Source organism: Pararhodobacter sp. (genome assembly GCF_034676075.1).
Classification (GTDB): Bacteria; Pseudomonadota; Alphaproteobacteria; order Rhodobacterales; family Rhodobacteraceae; genus Pararhodobacter.
Genome location: NZ_JAUCCQ010000005.1, coordinates 1 through 16,416, shown reverse-complemented (window position 1 = coordinate 16,416; position 16,416 = coordinate 1). Strand labels below are relative to the sequence as shown.

The window sequence follows — 16,416 nt, the reverse complement described above, 5'->3', positions numbered from 1 at the left end:
CGGCCCTCAGCCCTGCAGCAACGCCTCGGCGCTGGGCAGGGGCGCGGCCTCGTGCTGGGCCAGAACCGCGGCCAGCCGCTTGTCCATCACCGCCTTCCACAGGGGCGGGACCAGCGCCAGCATGGCCATGGCGGGCAAGGGCGCGGGCAGCATGGCCGAGCCCTCGGGCACGGTCAGCTGCGGATAGGGCCGCGACGGATGGGCGTGGTGGTCGGAATGGCGCGGCGCGTTCAGCGTCACCGCCGAGGAATACCAGCCGACCGAGTTCCAGGCGTGCCAGGGACCGGCGGGCTCGAACTTGCCATTGGCCAGGCGCCGGCGCTTCAGCCCGTAATGCTGGACGTAATCGGCGACCAGCATCTGCGACTGGGTATGGGCGCAGAGCGCCACATAGATCAGCAGCCCCTTCAGCCCGAAGAGCGCAAAGGCCAGGACCAGCAGCGTCACCTCGCCGGTCATGTAGAAGACATAAGGGTTAATGCGTTTGCGCCCCGAGCGGCGGGTCATCGCCTTCTCGGCCCGGTAGCCGGTGATGAAACTGCCGTACCAGGCTTTCGGCAGGAACGACCAGAAGCCCACCCCCTTGTCGGCCGAGACCGGATCCTGCGGCGTCGCCACATAGGGGTGGTGCACGAAGCGATGCGCCGAGACGTGATGCCCGAAGAGGAAGCCGATATAGACCGCCGTCCCCAGCCCGGTCATGAAGCGGTCCGAGCGGTGGATCAGCTCATGCGAGGCGGGATTGCCGATCTGGCCGTAGAACAGGCCGAACCCCAGGATCCCCGCCACCCAATCCAGCCCATGCAGGTTATAGGTCAGCGCCCAGACCCCCAGCGGCAGATGGGTCAGCTGCAGGAAGCCCAGCAGGATCAGCAGAGTGTCACCGACCGGCATCTCGCTCTCATCCGCCGGGTCCGGGAACTGGTCCACGGCGATCCACATCAGCCCGATGGAGACCGGCGCCAGCCAGATGGCCCAGCCGCCGTAAACGGCGCCCCAGGCCAGCAGCGCGGCGGGCAGAAGCGTGGCGAAGGTGAAGATGGTCAGACGCATGAGCAGGCCCAGAACACGAGAACAGAGCGCGAGAAGGGTTAACGGATACCCGCGGATTTGGGCAAGCATAAGGCATCGCGCCCCTTCCATCCATGCGACCGAGAGGCTACTTGCTGGAAAACAGCCCAGAAACCGGCCCGGAGGCCCCATGTCCTTCTTCGGAAAGCTCAAGGAACGCATGTTCCGCTCCTCCTCGAAGCTCGACGAGGGGCTGGATGCGCTGGTCGCCGCCGAGCCCGCGCCCGAGGCGCCGGATGCGCCGATCCCCTCGCCCGCGCCGATCGTCGCACCCGATGCCTCGAAACCGGGGCTCCTGTCGCGGCTGACCGGACGGCAGGATGCGCCGCGCCGGGTGCTGGACGACGCCTTTGTCGAGGAACTGGAAGATCTGCTGGTGCAGGCCGATCTGGGCGTCGACACGGCGCTGAAGGTCACCGCCAACATCGCCGCCGGGCGCTTCGGCCGCCGCGTCACCACGGCCGAGATCAAGGAAGCGCTCGCGGCCGAGATCGCCCGGATCATGGAACCCGTCGCCCGCCCCCTGCCCCTCTATGCGAAAAAACCGCAGGTGGTGCTGGTGGTCGGCGTCAATGGCGCCGGCAAGACCACGACCATCGGCAAGCTCGCCAGCCAGTTCCGCGCCGCGGGCAAGTCGGTCATCATCGCCGCGGGCGACACGTTCCGCGCCGCGGCCGTGGAACAGCTGCAGGTCTGGGGGCAACGCGCCGGCGTGCCGGTGATGACCGCGCCCGAGGGCTCGGACCCTGCCTCGCTGGCCTATGACGCGCTGACCCGGGCGCAGGCCGAGGGCGCGGACCTCCTGATGATCGACACCGCGGGGCGCCTGCAAAACCGCGCCGACCTGATGGAGGAGCTGGCCAAGATCGTCCGCGTCCTGCGCAAGAAGGACCCCTCGGCGCCTCACAACACGCTCCTGGTGCTGGACGCCACCACTGGCCAGAACGCCCTGACCCAGGTCGAGGTCTTCCGGCAGATGGCCAATGTCTCGGGCCTCATCATGACCAAGCTCGACGGGACCGCCCGGGGCGGCGTGCTGGTGGCGCTGGCCGATCGGTTCGGCCTGCCGATCCATGCCATCGGCGTGGGCGAACAGATCGAGGATCTCGACGCCTTCGACCCGCAGGAATTCGCCGCGGCGCTGACCGGAACCGAAACCCGCTGACCCTTTCACTTTGCTGCAAATACGCCGGGGGGTCCGGGGGGCAGCGCCCCCCGTGCCCGGCCCGACACGGAGAACGCCGGCATGAGTGACTGGCTGATCGCCCAGGAAGGCACGCAGACCGGCCTCTATCTGTCGATGGCGCTGGCCCTCTCGGCTGCGGTCCTGCACGCGATCTTCGGCGCACTGCAAAAGGGGCGGCACGATCCCTGGCTGTCACGGGCCGGGATCGACGTCTTCGCCTTCCTGATGGCACTGCCGGTCGCGCTGTTCGTCGTCCCCTGGCCCGAGCCGCATATGGTCCCGATCCTCGCCGCGGTCTTCGTCATCCATGTCGCCTACAAGATCCTGCAGGCGATGACCTATACCCGCGGCGCCTATACCGTGGTCTATCCGGTGGTGCGGGGCACGGGCCCCCTGTTCACCGTGATCGGCGCCTGGCTGATCTTCGGCGAGACCTTCAACCTCTGGCAATGGCTGGGGGTGGCGGTTCTGCTGGGCGGGATCTACGGGCTCGCCCTCTACAACCTGCGCAAGATCACCGAGGGCCGCGACCGGCTGGTGCCCGCGCTGCTCTTTGCCGTGGCGACCGGGGCGATGGTGGCGCTCTACACCACGTTTGACGCCTATGGCATCCGCTCGACGGCCGACCCGTTCACCTTCCTCGCCTGGTTCTTCGTCATCGACAGCGTCTTCATGCCGCTGGTCAATGCCCGCAGGATGCTCGCCCTGCCCCGGGCCGAGCTGGCCTCGCTGCTGCGGCGGGGCTTCGTCGGCGCGCTGGTCGCCTTCTGCAGCTTCGGCGGCATCATGCTGGCGACGCGGCTGGGGCCGGTCGGCCAGGCGGCAGTGCTGCGCGAGACCTCGACGGTCTTTGCCGCGCTGATCGGCTGGCTGATGCTGGGCGAAAGCACCGGACCCCGGCGGGTGGCGCTGATGGGGCTGATCGCGGCGGGGGCGATCATCGTCCAATTGGCGGCGTAGGGTCAGGGGGGCCACGGTGCGTGCGAGCACGCACCCTACCGCAGGGGCCGTCACCGTCGTAGGGTGCGTGCTCGCACGCACCGCTCGCGAACCCCGTAGAGTGGGATTTCATCCCACCCCGGCACCCCTCAGGCCGGAACCCTCAACCCCTGCAACACCTCGGCGGCGATCTCGAAGGACCGGATGCGCTTGGCCGGATCGTGGATCGCGCCGGTCAGGATCAGCTCATCGGGCTGCGTCCGGGCGATCATCTCGCGGAAGCGCCGTTCCAGCGTTTCGGCCCCGCCGGTCGCCGAGAACCCGAGCGCCCCCTCGACCTGCCGCATCAGCGCGGGCGGAACCTCACCCGCCACATCCGTCACCGGCCGCGGCAGCTTGCCCGGCTGGCCCGACCGCAGCCGCGCGAAGGCCAGCAGCTGCGACGAGCGCAGGAAATAGGCCTCGTCATCGGTCTCGGCCGCGAAACAGCCCGCCGCGACGATGGCATAGGGGCGCTTCAGGTAATCCGAGGGGCGGAAGGTCGAGCGGTAGATCGCCAGCGCCTCATCCAGCGCTGCGGGCGCGAAATGCGAGGCGAAGGCATAGGGCAGGCCCAGATAGGCCGCGAGCTGCGCGCCATAGAGGCTGGAGCCGAGGATGGTGAGCGGCACATGGGTGCCGGTCCCGGGCACGGCCTGCACGCGCCCGCCCTCGTTGGCGCCGAAATAGCCCAGAAGCTCCACCACATCCTGCGGGAAGGTATCCTCGGCCTGCATGTTGCGCCTCAGCGCGCGCATGGTCAGCTGATCGGTGCCGGGCGCCCGGCCGAGCCCGAGGTCGATGCGCCCGGGATAGAGCGTCTCCAGCGTGCCGAAGGCCTCGGCCACCATCAGCGGCGAATGGTTGGGCAGCATGATGCCGCCCGCGCCGACGCGGATGGTCGAGGTGGCGCCCGCCACATGGCCGATGACCACGGCGGTGGCGGCGCTGGCGATGCCGACCATGTTGTGATGTTCGGCCAGCCAGAAGCGGTGATAGCCCAGCCTTTCGGCGGCGCGGGCCAGATCGACGCTGCCTTTCAGCGCATCGGCGGCAGTGCCGCCTTCGGGAACCGAGGCCAGGTCGAGGATCGAGAAATGCTGCACGGGTGTAACTCCTTTCCCCCTACCTAAGCCGCCGCGGGGACGGCGCAAGGGTCAGGGGCAAAGGCGCAGCCGCGCGGCCCGATCAGACGCCGAGGCACCAGCGCATGATCGCCTTCTGCGCGTGCAACCGGTTCTCGGCCTCGTCCCAGATCACCGAATGCGGCCCGTCCATCACGGCCGAGGTCACCTCGTCCTCGCGATGCGCGGGCAGGCAATGCATGAAGAGCGAGTCGGGCTTGGCCACCGCCATCAGCGCCTCGTTCACCTGATAGGGACGCAGCTGGTTGTGGCGGCGCTCCTTGGTGGACTGGCTGTCATGCATCGAGACCCAGGTATCGGCCACCACCAGATCGGCACCCGCGACCGCCTTCATCGGGTCGCGCTCGATCACCACCTCCGAGCCCTTTTCGCGGGCGAAGCGGACCCATTCGGCCTCGGGGTCCAGAGTCTGCGGCCCGGTGAAGGTGAAGTCGAAGCCGAATTGCCCGGCGGCCTGCAGCAGCGAGGCGCAGACATTGTTGCCGTCGCCCGCCCAGACCACCTTCTTGCCGGTGATCGGGCCGCGATGTTCCTCGTAGGTCAGCACATCGGCCATGATCTGGCAGGGATGGGTGCGGTTCGTCAGCCCGTTGATCACCGGCACGCTGGCGTATTCCGCCATCTCCTGGATCACCGTCTCCTCGAAGGTGCGCAGCATGATCAGATCGACATAGCGGCTGAGGACGCGGGCGGTATCGGCGATGGTCTCGCCATGGCCGAGCTGCATGTCGGCACCCGACAGCACCATGGTCTGCCCGCCCATTTGGCGCACGCCGACGTCGAAACTGACACGCGTCCGGGTCGAGGGCTTTTCGAAGATCAGCGCGACCATGCGGCCCTTCAGGGGCTGATCGTCATCGGCCTCGCCCTTGTGGCGGCCGCGGCGGGCGGCCTTCATCGCCGCGGCATGGTCGATGATCTGCCGCAGATCGGCGGAATCGGTGGTATGGATATCGAGAAAATGCTTCATGAGACGGGTCTTTCTGGAACCGGAGGGAGGGGGCACTGCCCCCTCTTGGCCTGTGGCCAAGTCACCCCCGGCGTATGGGTGACACGATGAGGCTCACTTGCCCTCATAGGCGCTGGCGGCGGCATCGAGGCGGGCGACGCCCTCGGTGATATCCGCGTCGGGAATGTTGAGCGCAGGCAGCAGGCGCAGCACGTTGTCCGCCGCGGGCACCACCAGCACCCCGGCTTCGCGCGCGGCGGCTGCCAGCTCGACCGCCGGCTTCTTGCACTTCAGGCCCAGCATCAGGCCCATGCCGCGCACCGCCTCGAACGTGTCGGGATGGGCCGCAACCAGCCCTTCCAGCCGCTGCCGCAACAGGCCCGCCTTGCGGCTGACCTCGTCCAGGAAAGCCGGGTCCGAGACGATCTGGCTGACCTTCAGCCCCACGGCGCAGGCCAGGGGGTTGCCGCCATAGGTCGAGCCATGGGTGCCCACGACCATGCCCGCGGCCGCGTTCTCCGTCGCCAGCACCGCGCCCAGCGGGAAGCCGCCGCCGATACCCTTGGCAACCATCATGATGTCGGGCGTGACGCCGGCCCATTCATGGGCGAAGAGCTTGCCGGTCCGGCCCATGCCGCATTGCACCTCGTCGAGGATCAGCAGCGCCCCGGTCCGGTCGCAGGCGGCGCGGATCGCGCGCAGGTCTTCCTCGGGCATCGGGCGGATGCCGCCCTCGCCCTGCACGGGCTCGACCATCACGGCGCAGACGCTCTCGTCCATGGCGGCCTCGAACGCCGCCATGTCGCCCCAGGGCAGATGCTTGAACCCGGGCATCAGCGGCCCGAAGCCCTTGACCATCTTCTCGCCGCCCGAGGCGGCGATGGCGGCGGTCGAGCGGCCGTGGAAGGCGCCCTCGAAGGTCAGGATCGTCTCGCGCGGGGCGCCTTTTTCGTAATGGTACTTCCGCGCCATCTTGATGGCGAGTTCGGCGGTCTCGGTGCCGGAATTGGTGAAGAAGACCGTATCGGCAAAGGTCAGATCGACCAGAAGGTCGGCCAGCGCCTGCTGTTCGGGGATCTTGTAGAGGTTCGAGACATGCCAGAGCTTGCCCGCCTGCTCGGTCAGCGCCGAGACCAGCTCGGGATTGGCGTGGCCCAGCGCATTGACGGCGATCCCCGCCCCCAGGTCGAGGAATCGGCGCCCGTCCGCCTCGATCAGCCACGAGCCTTCGCCCTTCACGAAGGAAAGCGGCGTGCGGTTATAGGTCGGCAGAACGGTCGAAATCATGGGAATGCCCTTGGATGCGAAGGCCCATTCGTGCCGAAGGCAACGGGCCAAGTCAATGCGGGTTCGGAGGGGGGACTGCGGCCGACAGGCGCGCAGCAATGATCGTCAGACGCTTGTCAGCGTCGGCGTCGCAGCGAAAGAGAGGCGCTTTGGTCGATCATCCCTGCCCGATAGCGCGGGGCGCGGGTTTTGTCGAGGGGGCAGTTGCGCAGGCGCCGCAAAACATTGGGCAAAAGCCGCGCCGCCAGGCTGCGCCCGGCCCGCGCTGCCGCCCGCGGCCCTACTCAAAGGCACAGGCCCCTTGCCGCCCCCCCTTGCGTTAAGTATCCCAGTCTCAGGATCCCACGATGCCCGCAGGCCCCATGCCCCCCAATCCCAGCCCTCCGCCGCGTGACCGCGTCCTGCCCGCGCAGGCGCCCGGGGGCCGATGGTGGAGCGGCTGAGCCGATGCGACGCGCCCTCCTCCCCCTCCTCCTTGTCCTCGTGCTGCCGCTCTCCGGCTGTTTCGAGACCGCGCCGCTGACCGAAGCGGCGAGCCGCGCGCTCCAGCCGACCTCGGGTCCGGCCGAGCTGCGGGTTCTGGACGGGGCGGTGGCGGTGGCGGGCCCGGCGGGCTATTGCATCGACGCCGAGGCGACGCGCGAAAGCGATATCGAGGCCTTCGTCCTGCTGGTGCGCTGCCGCTACACGCTGCGCCCCTCGCCGGTGCTGAGCGCCACGGTGACGGGGCTGAGCTCTGACGGCAACCCGGACACGTTCCGCCGCCTCACCGGCTTCCTGCAAAGCGCCCCGGGCCGGGCGCAGCTGTCGCGCTCGGGCGATCCCAGCGATGTCGAGGTGCTGGAGGCGACCTTCGCCGAGGGCGTGGTCTGGCTGCTGATCCACGACGCGGGCAACCCCAATTCCTTTGACGAGACCTATTGGCGCGCCATCCTGCCGGTCGCCGGGCGGATCGTCACCCTCTCGGTGCTGGCCGCCGCCGATCACCCGTTCGAGCGCGACAGCGGGCTGGGGATCCTGCGCGGCTTCGTCATGCGGATGCGGGCGGTGAACGCGCGGGGATAAGCGCCGAGGGCTCAGGCCACCAGCACGATGCCGAGGATCGACAGCGCCAGAAGCGCCATCCCCGCCACTTCGACCGGGCGCGGCTTCTCGCGGAACAACAGCGCCGAGACCAGGATCGAATAGAGCAGCTCGACCTGCCCCAGGCTGCGGACATAGGCCGCGTTCTGCAGGGCGAAGGCCACGAACCAGCCGAGGCTGCCCAGCACGCCCGTCACCCCGACCAGCGCCGTCGCCCGCCAGGACGCCAGCACCCGCCCGACCTCACCCGGCTCGCGCCAGCCGAGCCAGAGCGCCATGGCCAGCGCCTGAAAGCTGGTCGCCATGGCCAGGGCGGCGGTGGCCCGGAACAGCGCGTCCTGATGCGCCACCTCCAGCGTGGCGCCGCGGTAGCCGATCGCCGAAAGGCCGAACAGCGCCCCGGCCAGCACGCCCAGCACCGTGGCGCGGTTCAGGATGCCGCCCTGCCGCCAGCCCTCGGGCGGGCGCGAGATCAGGATGACCCCGGCCACGCCGACCAGAATTGCCAGCAGGCCCGCCGCCGAAACCCCTTCGCCCAGGACCAGCGCCGAGAAAGCCGCCACCTGCACCGTCTCGGTCTTGGTGAAGGCGATGCCCACGGCGAAGGACCGTTCCGAGAACAGCGCGACGGTGCAGAAGGTGGCGATGATCTGGCCGAGCCCGCCCAGCATGGCGAAGATCCAGAACCTCGGGCCGGGCAAGGGCACCGGCTGCGGGTCGAGCGCCATGAGCAGCGCCAGCCCCGCAAGCGCCAGCGGCGCCGCGAAGAGGAAGCGCGAGAAAGTGGCGCCGCCGGTGCTGAGCCCCAGCCCCTTCAGCCGCTTTTGCAGCGTGAAGCGCAGGGTCTGGACGGCGGCGGCGGCGAGGGTGACGAGGACCCAGAGTTCCATGGCATTCTTCCCGGCGGAGTCGGTGACCCTGATACGCCCAGCCTCTGTTCCGCACCAGCCCCGGCGCCGCGCGGAGGAAGCGGGGGGCCAGCCCCCCGCGCCCCCCGCTCAAGGGGGTTTTCCACCCACTTGAGAAACCCCCGAGGATATTTGGAGAACAAAGATCGGGGTTAAGAGGGCGCCAACCTGCAATCTTTGTTCTTAAAATATCCTCGGGGGGTGAATGCCCGCAGGGCAGAGGGGGGCAGAAAGCCCCCCTGCCCGGTCCCCGCAGGCGCTAACGCACCGAGGTCGCGCGGCGGGTCGACATCAGGAGATGCGTCTCCGATTGCGTCACCGCCTCCAGCTTGCGGATCCGCGACAGCGTCTCGTCGAGATGGGTCAGCGAATCCGTGGCGAGGTCGACGATCACGTCCCAGCGCCCGCTGGTCGCATGCACCGCCTGCACCGCGGGCATCGCCAGCATCCGGCCGACGGCGCGGTCAGTGCCCGCCCCCTCGATCGCCACCATCATCAGCGCCCGCACCGGGCTTTCCGCCAGATCGCCCCGGGTCAGCGCCGTGAAACCGGCGATCTCGCCCGTCTCGATCAGCCGCGTCATCCGGGCGCGCACCGTGTTGCGGCTGATCCCCAGATCGGCGGCCAATGCCGCCAGCCCCTTGCGGCCGTCGCGCTTCAGCGCGGCCAGGATCTTCTGGTCCGTCTCGTCCAGGCTGATCATTCCGCCCCCCCTGATTGAGCATTTCGCTCAATACACCGCCCGAAACGCGCATCCTGTCAAGCGGAACTCCGGCCGGTCCGCGCTATACTCAGCCCATCTGAGCCGCGAGGATCCCATGACCCAGACCCATTGCCTGCTGATCGGCGCCCCTGTCGATACCGGCCAACGCCGCCCCGGCTGCCTGATGGGCCCGGCCGCCTATCGCACCGCGGGCCTGGCACCGGCGCTGGAGGCGCTGGGCCACCGCGTCACCGACCTGGGCGACGCCATCTGTACGCCGGTGCCCGCCACCGTCACCAACCCGGCCGTCCACCACCTGCCCGAAACCCTCGGCTGGGCGCAGTCGCTGGCGGCGATGGGCGAGGCGGCGATGGCCGAGGGCATGCCGATCTTCCTCGGCGGCGATCATTCGCTGTCGCTGGGTTCCGTCGCCGGGGTGGCGGCGGCGGCGCGCGCGCTGAACCGGCCGCTCTTCGTCCTCTGGCTCGATGCGCACAGCGATTTCCACACCCCCGCCACCACGGAATCGGGCAATCTGCACGGCACCCCGGTGGCCTATCTGGCGGGCCGCGATTTCGAGGCCTTCCCGCCCTTCCCCGCCCCGGTCCCGCCGGAAAACATCTGCCTTTTCGGCATCCGCTCGGTCGATGCCGCCGAACACGCGGCGCTGCTGGAGCATGAGATCGCGATCAACGACATGCGCGTTCTCGATGAACGCGGCGTCGTCGCCCCCTTGCGCGAATTCCTGGCGCTGGTCGAGGAAGCGGACGGCTTGCTGCATGTCTCGCTCGACGTCGATTTCCTCGATCCCGTCGTCGCCCCCGCCGTCGGCACCACCGTCCCCGGCGGCGCCACCTTCCGCGAGGCGCATCTGGTGATGGAATTGCTGCACGAATCCGGGCGCGTCACCTCGCTCGATCTGGTGGAGCTGAACCCGTTCCTCGATGAACGCGGCCGCACCGCGCATCTGATGGTGGATCTGGTCGCCTCGCTGATGGGCAAGAAGGTCTTCGACCGGCCGACGCGGGCCTATCGGGGGCAGGTATGATGCGCGATCTTCCCCAACCCTCGGCCCAGGCGCTGGTGCCCTTCGTCTCGGTGGCCGAGATGATGGCGACCCTCCACCGCATCGGTCTGGAACCGGCGCTGACCGACCTCACCGCAAGGATCGAGGCCGATTTCCGCCGCTGGCCGCTCTTCGACAAGACGCCGCGGGTCGCCGCCCATTCGCCGATCGGCGTGATCGAGCTGATGCCGACCTCGGACGGCCACCGCTATGCCTTCAAATACGTGAACGGCCATCCCGGCAACACAAGGGCGGGGCTGCAGACCGTCACCGCCTTCGGCGTGCTGTCCGAAGTGGCAACGGGCTATCCGCTGCTGATCTCGGAAATGACGCTGCTGACGGCCCTGCGCACGGCGGCCACCTCGGCGCTGGCGACGAAGGCGCTGGCCCGGCCGGATGCCAGAGTGCTGGCGCTGATCGGCAATGGCGCGCAGGCGGAATTCCAGGCGCTGGCGCTGCGGGCGGTCTGCGGCATCGCCGAGGTGCGGCTCTACGACACCGACCCCGGCGCCACCCGCAAATGCGCGCAAAACCTGCGGGCGGCGGGGCTGCAGGTCACCCCCTGCGACAGCTCCGAGGCGGCGATCCAGGGCGCCGACGTGATCACCACCTGCACCGCCGACAAGCGCAACGCCACGATCCTGCATGACAACATGATCGGCGCCGGGGTGCATATCAACGCCATCGGCGGCGATTGCCCGGGCAAGACGGAACTGGCGCCCGCCCTCCTGTCCCGCGCCGCGACCTTCGTGGAATACGAACCGCAGACGCGGGTCGAGGGCGAGATCCAGCAGGTCGCGCCCAACTATCCGGTGACCGAGCTGTGGCAGGTGCTGACCGGCGAGGCCACCGGGCGCACCGACCCGGCGCAGATCACCCTTTTCGACGGCGTGGGCTTCGCCATCGAGGATTTCGCGGCGCTGGGCTGGCTCTACGATCAGCTGCGCCCGGAGACGCCGCGGCTCGACGTGATCGCCGACCCTGACGACCCGCGCGATCTTTACGGGATGGTGATGCGGGCGCGGTGAAATCCTGCGGGCTCGGGCGGCTTTCGTGCTAGGCTGCCGGGGCCTCCGGCGCGACGGGCGCCCGGGCCGGGGCATCGGCATTCGGCGCCCTTGCGGTTTGCCAATGAAGCATTTTGCCTGCCTGACCCTTGCCGCCCTGCTCCTCGCCCCCGCGGCCGGGGCGCAGAGTGTGACGGATTGCGACCGGCTCGCCGGGTATCTGCCGGTGCCGCGCGCGCCTGACCTGCCCGGCGTGGTCGAGATCGCCGTCCCCACCGAGGCCGTCGCCGCCTGCCAAGCGGCGCGGCGCAGCGATCCCGATCCGTTCCTCGCCTTCCTGCTGGCCCGGGCGCTGGAGGCCGCCGATCCCCAGGACCCAAACCTGCCCGCGCTGATTGCCGAGGGCGCCGCGGCCTCTCCCCCCTTCGCGGCCAGCCGTCTGGGGCTGCTCTATCAGCAAGGCCACGGCGGCCTGCCGCAGGACGAGGGCCGCGCCCGCGCGCTCTTCGGGGAAAGCTGCGCCGCCTTCCCCGATCCGCGCGCGCTGGCGGGCTGCAACAACCTCGCCGCGGCGATGGTGCAGGACGACGAACTGCCCGCCGCCGTCTCGCTGTTCGAGCGGACCTGCGACGCGGGCTTCGGCCGGGCCTGCGCCAACCTCGCCGACCGGATCGAGGAGGGGCGCGCGCCGGGCTATGACCCGCTCAGGATGCAGCCCCTGCGCGAACGCGCCTGCGACCTGTTCGAGCCCTACGCCTGCATCCAGGCGGGTTACGAGCTGACCCAGACCGACCCGCCCGAGACGCTGGGCGCCCTGCGCCGCTTCGAGATCGCCTGCGATCTGGGCCTCGCGGATGGCTGCTACCGGGCGGGCGCGGTGATGCGTGATGCGACCGACATGGCATTCGGCTGGCGTGCCCGGCAGGAGGCCTTCGGGCGGGGCTGCGACGGCGGCGTGGCCGACTCCTGCTACGAGGTCGCCATCGGACTGGTCTATGGCGAGGATGGCACCGGCAGCCTGGCCGATCCCGGCGAGCAGGCGCAGGGGGTGACGATGCTCGACCGGCTCTGCACCGAGCGCGATCCCTGGGCCTGTTCGGACCTCGGCTATCTCTACGCCGAGGGGATCGCCGTGAGCCGCGACCCGGCGCGTTCGGCCGAGCTGGCGGCACGGGCCTGCGCGCTGGGTTCGGCGGTCGGCTGCAACAACCTCGCGGTGCATCTGGCCACCGCCGATGGCGTGGCGCAGACCCTGCCGCAGGCGGCGCGCTATTACGAACAGGGCTGCGCCGGTGGCTCGGGTCTGGCCTGCCTCAACCTCGGCGAGATGCTGGCGGGCGATGCGCTGGGCGCCCCCGATCCCGCCCGGGCGCAGGCTGCCTTCCTCAAGGCCTGCGCGCTGGGCGAGGCCGAGGCCTGCACCCGCTAAGCCGCGGACCAGGGGCGCAATTCCCTTTTCGCCCCGGCCGCCCGCGTGTTAGCCTTGCCCCAAGACCGCAGACGGGACAGGCGACGAGGGACCTGCACGATGAACCGATGGTCGGCCCTGGGGGTCGCTCTGGCTTTCCTGCTGCCCGCGCCGCTCTGGGCTCAGGTGACCGATTGTGACCGGCTCGCCGGTTTCTCGCAGCTGCCGCGGATCGAGGGCGCGACCGGTCCCTATGTCGTCCACGACCCCGCCGCCGCCGTCACCGCCTGCGAGGCCGCCCGCGCCGCGCAGCCCGAGGATCCCTTCTTCGCCGTCCTCCTGGCCCGCGCCCGCCTCGCCGCCAATCCCGAGGATCGCACCGTCGTCGAATTGCTGGCCGGCGTGGTCGAACAGATCCCCCCTCTCGCCGCCTCGGAACTCGGTCGGCTCTACGAGATGGGGCTGGCCGGGCTGCCGATCGGCGACCGGCAGGCGCGCGATTTCTATCGCCTTGCCTGCGATACCTGGCCCGACCGGCTGGCCGCCCCCGGCTGCACCCGCCGCGCGGTGATGATGATCGAGGGCCGCGGCGGCCCGACCGACGAGACCGGCGGCTTCGCGCTGCTCGACAACCTCTGCCGCGGGGGCTGGGGCGGGGCCTGCACGCAGCAGGCCTTCCAGACCGACCTGCGCGGCACCGGCGATTTCGACACGCTGGGGCAGGAAATCGCCCGCCTCTTCGAGGCCGGCTGCGACGCGGGTGATCTGCTGGCCTGCAGCCAGTTCGGCTTCCGGCTGGAACTGGGCGAGGGCGTGGACCTCGACGTCTCCCGTGCGCAGGACCTCTACCGCCGCGCCTGTACCGGGGGCGAGCCGCAGGGCTGTTCCTATCTGGGCGAGATCTACCGCTCGGGACTCGGCGTGCAGCCCGACCCCGATCAGGCCGCGCATTTCTTCACCCTGGGCTGCGAGGGCAACGACCCCTATGCCTGCGTCACCCTGGGCGACATCCTGTCCGAAGGCCGCGGCGTGGAACGCGACGTCCCCCGGGCCATCGTCGCGCTGGAACGCGCCTGCGGTCTGGGCGACCCCGAAGCCTGCGACATGGCCGACGTCCTGCGCTGAGGCCCCCCACCCCGGAGTGTCCGACGATGAAACCCCTGCCGTCCCTCGCCGTCCTGACGATCCTGCTGGCCGCCCCGGCGCTGGGCCAGACCGGCCCCACCGACTGCGACCGCCTGGCGGGCATGCGCTACGCCCCGCGCGTCCCCGATGCGGGCGGCGCCACTATCATCACCCGCGCCCCCGAAGCGGTTGCCGCCTGCGAGGCCGCCGCCGCCCTGCACCCCGCGGATCCCCATATCGCCCTGCAACTCGGCCGCGCCTATCTGGCGGCCGATCCCGCCGATCCCCGGGCCGAGGGGCTCTTCACCTCGGCGCTGGCGGCGCTGCCTGCGCTGGCCCGCCTGCGCCTCGGCACGCTGCATGACAACGGCTGGTCCGGCCTGCAGCGCAACCTGCCGAAGGCGCTTTCGCTCTACGAGGAGGCCTGCGCCCTGGCCGGCCAGCCCGGCGCGCTGGTCGCCTGCAACAATGTGGCGCTGGTGCTGCTGGAGGGCACCGATGCCGCGCAATACCCCCGCGCCATCGCCCTGATGGAGGCGGGATGCGCCGCCGGTGATCCCTATTCCTGCGAGAACCTCGGCTTCGAATACGAGACCGGCGCGCATGTGCCCCGCGACCGGCAGCGCGCCGCCGCCCTCTACCGGCAGGCCTGCGACGCGGATTCTCCGCTGGGCTGTTCGAACCTCGGCAATGCGGTTTCCGAAGGATTCGACGGCCCGCCCGACCTGCCGCTGGCGCAACGCCTGTTCCGCCGCGCCTGCGATCTGGGCGAGATGCTGGGCTGCTCGAACCTCGGCTGGGCGCTCTGGCAGGGGTTCGACGGTCCCGAGAACCCCGAGGCCGCCCTGCCGCTCTTCGAACAGGCCTGCGCCGCCGAAGTCGGCGTCGGTTGCGGCAACCTTGGGGATTTCCTCTATGACGGCATCGTCGTCGCCCAGGATTTCACGGAAGCGGCCCGGCTCTATGGCCTGGGCTGCGACCAGGGCGACGGCTGGTCCTGCCTGCAACTGGGCCTCCAGCTCAGGGGCGGCACCGGCGTGCCGCAGGACGATCCCCGCGGCCAGGCACTGATCCGTCAGGGCTGCGCGCTGGGCGACAGCGACGCCTGCGCCATGGCCGCCTCCCTGCCCTGAAACCGCGGCAGGCCTTGCCACAGCCCCCCCGAACCGCTATCCGCCGCGCCTGATCCGCAGGAGGCACCATCATGGCACGCAAGGGCAAGGGCCGCCCCGTCAACGGCTGGCTGATCGTCGACAAACCGGCCGGCGTGACCTCGACCTCAATCGTGGGCAAGGTGCGCTGGGCGCTCGACGCGCAGAAGGCGGGCCATGCCGGCACGCTGGACCCCGCGGCAACCGGCGTGCTGGCCGTGGCGCTGGGCGAGGCGACGAAGACCGTCCCCTATGTCACCGACGCCACCAAGGGCTACCGCTTTCTGGTGCGCTGGGGCGTCGCCACCGACACCGACGACGCCGAGGGCAAGGCGATCGAGACGCGCGACACCCGCCCGACCGAGGCCCAGATCGAGGCCGCCCTGCCCGCCTTCCGCGGCCTGATCCAGCAGGTCCCGCCGCAATATTCGGCGGTGAAGGTCGAGGGCGAGCGCGCCTATGACATCGCCCGCACCGGCGAGGCGATGGAGCTGGCCGCCCGTCCGCTCGAGGTCGAGAAACTCGTGCTCCTCGCCCGCCCCGACGCCGATACCGCCGAATTCGAGATGGTCTGCGGCAAGGGCGGTTATGTCCGCGCCATCGCCCGCGACCTGGGCCGGGCGCTGGGCTGCCTCGGCCATGTCGTCTGGCTGCGGCGCGAATGGTCGGGGCCGTTCCGCGCCGAGGACGGCATCGGCCTGGCCGAGATCGACGCGCTGGCCCGCACGCCCGATCTGGACGCGCGCCTCCTGCCCCTCGAAATCGCCCTCGCGGGCCTGCCCGAACTGCCGCTCTCGCCCGAGGGCGCGGTGCGGCTGAAGAACGGCAACCCCGGCCGGGTGCTGTCGTCCCGCGCCGAACCCGGCGACACCGCCTGGGCCAGTTTCGAGGGCAAGCCGGTCGCGGTCGGCACCTATCTGGGCGGCGAACTGCACCCGAACCGCGTCTTCAACCTCTGACCGCGCGCGCCCTCCTCGCCCGTCCCGCAGAACCGGCGGGGTTCTCGGCGGCTGATCGGCATCCCGGAAGCGGCCCGCCAAGAGCGCCGCGCCCCGGTCTTGACCGGGGGCGCCGCTACCCACCCCGATCGCGCCCTCCTGCCCGCCGCCCCCTCACACCCGCTGATCTGCCCCCTGACAACGCAGCCCCGTCAAAGCGCGACATCCCCTGACGCACGCCCCCCCTTCATCTTTGTTCTCCAAATATCCTCGGGGGTTCCCAAAGGGGGTGGAAAACCCCCTTTGGCGGGGGGTGCGGGGGGCTGGCCCCCCGCCTCCGGTCGCCCGACGCCCGAACGCCAACGGCGTCAGGGCCGAGGGCGAAACCCCTCCCGCTCTGGACCTTCGCCG

General features: G+C 70.2%; 15 protein-coding genes. 9 read left to right on the top strand and 6 right to left on the bottom strand.

What is annotated here, in order from left to right:
* Positions 1-6: 6 nt before the first annotated feature.
* Positions 7-1,053: an alkane 1-monooxygenase gene (locus VDQ18_RS03415; protein ID WP_323019613.1), complete on the bottom strand. Its 1,047-nt coding sequence runs from the start codon at positions 1,051-1,053 to the stop codon at positions 7-9.
* 148 nt (positions 1,054-1,201) lie between these two features.
* On the opposite strand from VDQ18_RS03415, the gene ftsY reads away from it, so the two are divergent.
* Together ftsY and VDQ18_RS03405 are read left to right on the top strand one after the other, a co-directional pair.
* Positions 1,202-2,236, top strand: coding sequence for a signal recognition particle-docking protein FtsY (ftsY, locus tag VDQ18_RS03410; protein WP_323019612.1), 1,035 nt, complete (start codon positions 1,202-1,204; stop codon positions 2,234-2,236).
* 81 nt (positions 2,237-2,317) lie between these two features.
* Positions 2,318-3,217 carry a DMT family transporter gene (locus VDQ18_RS03405; RefSeq protein ID WP_323019611.1) on the top strand — a complete coding sequence of 300 codons (900 nt, stop codon included), beginning with the start codon at positions 2,318-2,320 and terminating at the stop codon, positions 3,215-3,217.
* Between the two features lie 128 nt (positions 3,218-3,345).
* Here the strand turns inward: VDQ18_RS03405 and VDQ18_RS03400 are convergent, their stop codons facing one another.
* The 3 genes from VDQ18_RS03400 to VDQ18_RS03390 all read right to left on the bottom strand — a co-directional run bounded on the left by VDQ18_RS03400 (position 3,346) and on the right by VDQ18_RS03390 (position 6,616).
* Complete coding sequence (locus VDQ18_RS03400; protein ID WP_323019610.1) at positions 3,346-4,341, bottom strand: LLM class flavin-dependent oxidoreductase; 996 nt, start codon at positions 4,339-4,341, stop codon at positions 3,346-3,348.
* A gap of 82 nt (positions 4,342-4,423) precedes the next feature.
* Positions 4,424-5,350 carry an ornithine carbamoyltransferase gene (gene argF, locus VDQ18_RS03395; RefSeq protein ID WP_323019609.1) on the bottom strand — a complete coding sequence of 309 codons (927 nt, stop codon included), beginning with the start codon at positions 5,348-5,350 and terminating at the stop codon, positions 4,424-4,426.
* A 93-nt stretch (positions 5,351-5,443) separates the two neighbouring features.
* Positions 5,444-6,616: an aspartate aminotransferase family protein gene (locus VDQ18_RS03390; RefSeq protein ID WP_323019608.1), complete on the bottom strand. Its 1,173-nt coding sequence runs from the start codon at positions 6,614-6,616 to the stop codon at positions 5,444-5,446.
* 447 nt (positions 6,617-7,063) lie between these two features.
* Here VDQ18_RS03390 and VDQ18_RS03385 point away from each other — a divergent pair, with 447 nt between their 5' ends.
* Positions 7,064-7,681 (top strand): hypothetical protein, encoded by a 618-nt coding sequence (locus VDQ18_RS03385; RefSeq protein ID WP_323019607.1) that lies wholly within the window; start codon positions 7,064-7,066, stop codon positions 7,679-7,681.
* 11 nt (positions 7,682-7,692) lie between these two features.
* Here VDQ18_RS03385 and VDQ18_RS03380 read toward each other — a convergent pair whose 3' ends face one another.
* Both VDQ18_RS03380 and VDQ18_RS03375 read right to left on the bottom strand, forming a co-directional pair.
* Positions 7,693-8,589 (bottom strand): DMT family transporter, encoded by an 897-nt coding sequence (locus tag VDQ18_RS03380; protein ID WP_323019606.1) that lies wholly within the window; start codon positions 8,587-8,589, stop codon positions 7,693-7,695.
* Between the two features lie 277 nt (positions 8,590-8,866).
* On the bottom strand, positions 8,867-9,310 hold the full coding sequence (locus VDQ18_RS03375) for an Lrp/AsnC family transcriptional regulator (protein ID WP_323019605.1): 444 nt from the start codon (positions 9,308-9,310) through the stop codon (positions 8,867-8,869).
* 115 nt (positions 9,311-9,425) lie between these two features.
* Here VDQ18_RS03375 and rocF point away from each other — a divergent pair, with 115 nt between their 5' ends.
* From rocF to truB, 6 genes are all read left to right on the top strand, one after another.
* Positions 9,426-10,358: an arginase gene (rocF, locus tag VDQ18_RS03370; RefSeq protein ID WP_323019604.1), complete on the top strand. Its 933-nt coding sequence runs from the start codon at positions 9,426-9,428 to the stop codon at positions 10,356-10,358.
* Complete coding sequence (locus tag VDQ18_RS03365; protein WP_323019603.1) at positions 10,358-11,404, top strand: ornithine cyclodeaminase; 1,047 nt, start codon at positions 10,358-10,360, stop codon at positions 11,402-11,404. The genes rocF and VDQ18_RS03365 overlap by 1 nt, the downstream gene beginning before the upstream one ends.
* Before the next feature lie 103 nt (positions 11,405-11,507).
* Positions 11,508-12,812, top strand: a complete 1,305-nt coding sequence (locus VDQ18_RS03360; RefSeq protein ID WP_323019602.1) for a tetratricopeptide repeat protein — start codon at positions 11,508-11,510, stop codon at positions 12,810-12,812.
* 99 nt (positions 12,813-12,911) lie between these two features.
* Positions 12,912-13,916, top strand: coding sequence for a tetratricopeptide repeat protein (locus VDQ18_RS03355; RefSeq protein ID WP_323019601.1), 1,005 nt, complete (start codon positions 12,912-12,914; stop codon positions 13,914-13,916).
* Positions 13,917-13,942: 26 nt separating this feature from the next.
* Positions 13,943-15,049 (top strand): tetratricopeptide repeat protein, encoded by a 1,107-nt coding sequence (locus VDQ18_RS03350; protein ID WP_323019600.1) that lies wholly within the window; start codon positions 13,943-13,945, stop codon positions 15,047-15,049.
* Between the two features lie 71 nt (positions 15,050-15,120).
* Positions 15,121-16,026, top strand: a complete 906-nt coding sequence (gene truB / locus VDQ18_RS03345) for a tRNA pseudouridine(55) synthase TruB (protein WP_323019599.1) — start codon at positions 15,121-15,123, stop codon at positions 16,024-16,026.
* Positions 16,027-16,416: the final 390 nt, after the last annotated feature.

Coding starts and splice junctions, on each gene's coding strand:
- VDQ18_RS03415 (WP_323019613.1), bottom strand. CDS start 1,053: ATGCGTCTGACCATCTTCACCTTCGCCACGCTTCTGCCCGCCGCGCTG.
- ftsY (WP_323019612.1), top strand. CDS start 1,202: ATGTCCTTCTTCGGAAAGCTCAAGGAACGCATGTTCCGCTCCTCCTCG.
- VDQ18_RS03405 (WP_323019611.1), top strand. CDS start 2,318: ATGAGTGACTGGCTGATCGCCCAGGAAGGCACGCAGACCGGCCTCTAT.
- argF (WP_323019609.1), bottom strand. CDS start 5,350: ATGAAGCATTTTCTCGATATCCATACCACCGATTCCGCCGATCTGCGG.
- VDQ18_RS03390 (WP_323019608.1), bottom strand. CDS start 6,616: ATGATTTCGACCGTTCTGCCGACCTATAACCGCACGCCGCTTTCCTTC.
- VDQ18_RS03385 (WP_323019607.1), top strand. CDS start 7,064: ATGCGACGCGCCCTCCTCCCCCTCCTCCTTGTCCTCGTGCTGCCGCTC.
- VDQ18_RS03380 (WP_323019606.1), bottom strand. CDS start 8,589: ATGGAACTCTGGGTCCTCGTCACCCTCGCCGCCGCCGCCGTCCAGACC.
- VDQ18_RS03375 (WP_323019605.1), bottom strand. CDS start 9,310: ATGATCAGCCTGGACGAGACGGACCAGAAGATCCTGGCCGCGCTGAAG.
- rocF (WP_323019604.1), top strand. CDS start 9,426: ATGACCCAGACCCATTGCCTGCTGATCGGCGCCCCTGTCGATACCGGC.
- VDQ18_RS03365 (WP_323019603.1), top strand. CDS start 10,358: ATGCGCGATCTTCCCCAACCCTCGGCCCAGGCGCTGGTGCCCTTCGTC.
- VDQ18_RS03360 (WP_323019602.1), top strand. CDS start 11,508: ATGAAGCATTTTGCCTGCCTGACCCTTGCCGCCCTGCTCCTCGCCCCC.
- VDQ18_RS03355 (WP_323019601.1), top strand. CDS start 12,912: ATGAACCGATGGTCGGCCCTGGGGGTCGCTCTGGCTTTCCTGCTGCCC.
- VDQ18_RS03350 (WP_323019600.1), top strand. CDS start 13,943: ATGAAACCCCTGCCGTCCCTCGCCGTCCTGACGATCCTGCTGGCCGCC.
- truB (WP_323019599.1), top strand. CDS start 15,121: ATGGCACGCAAGGGCAAGGGCCGCCCCGTCAACGGCTGGCTGATCGTC.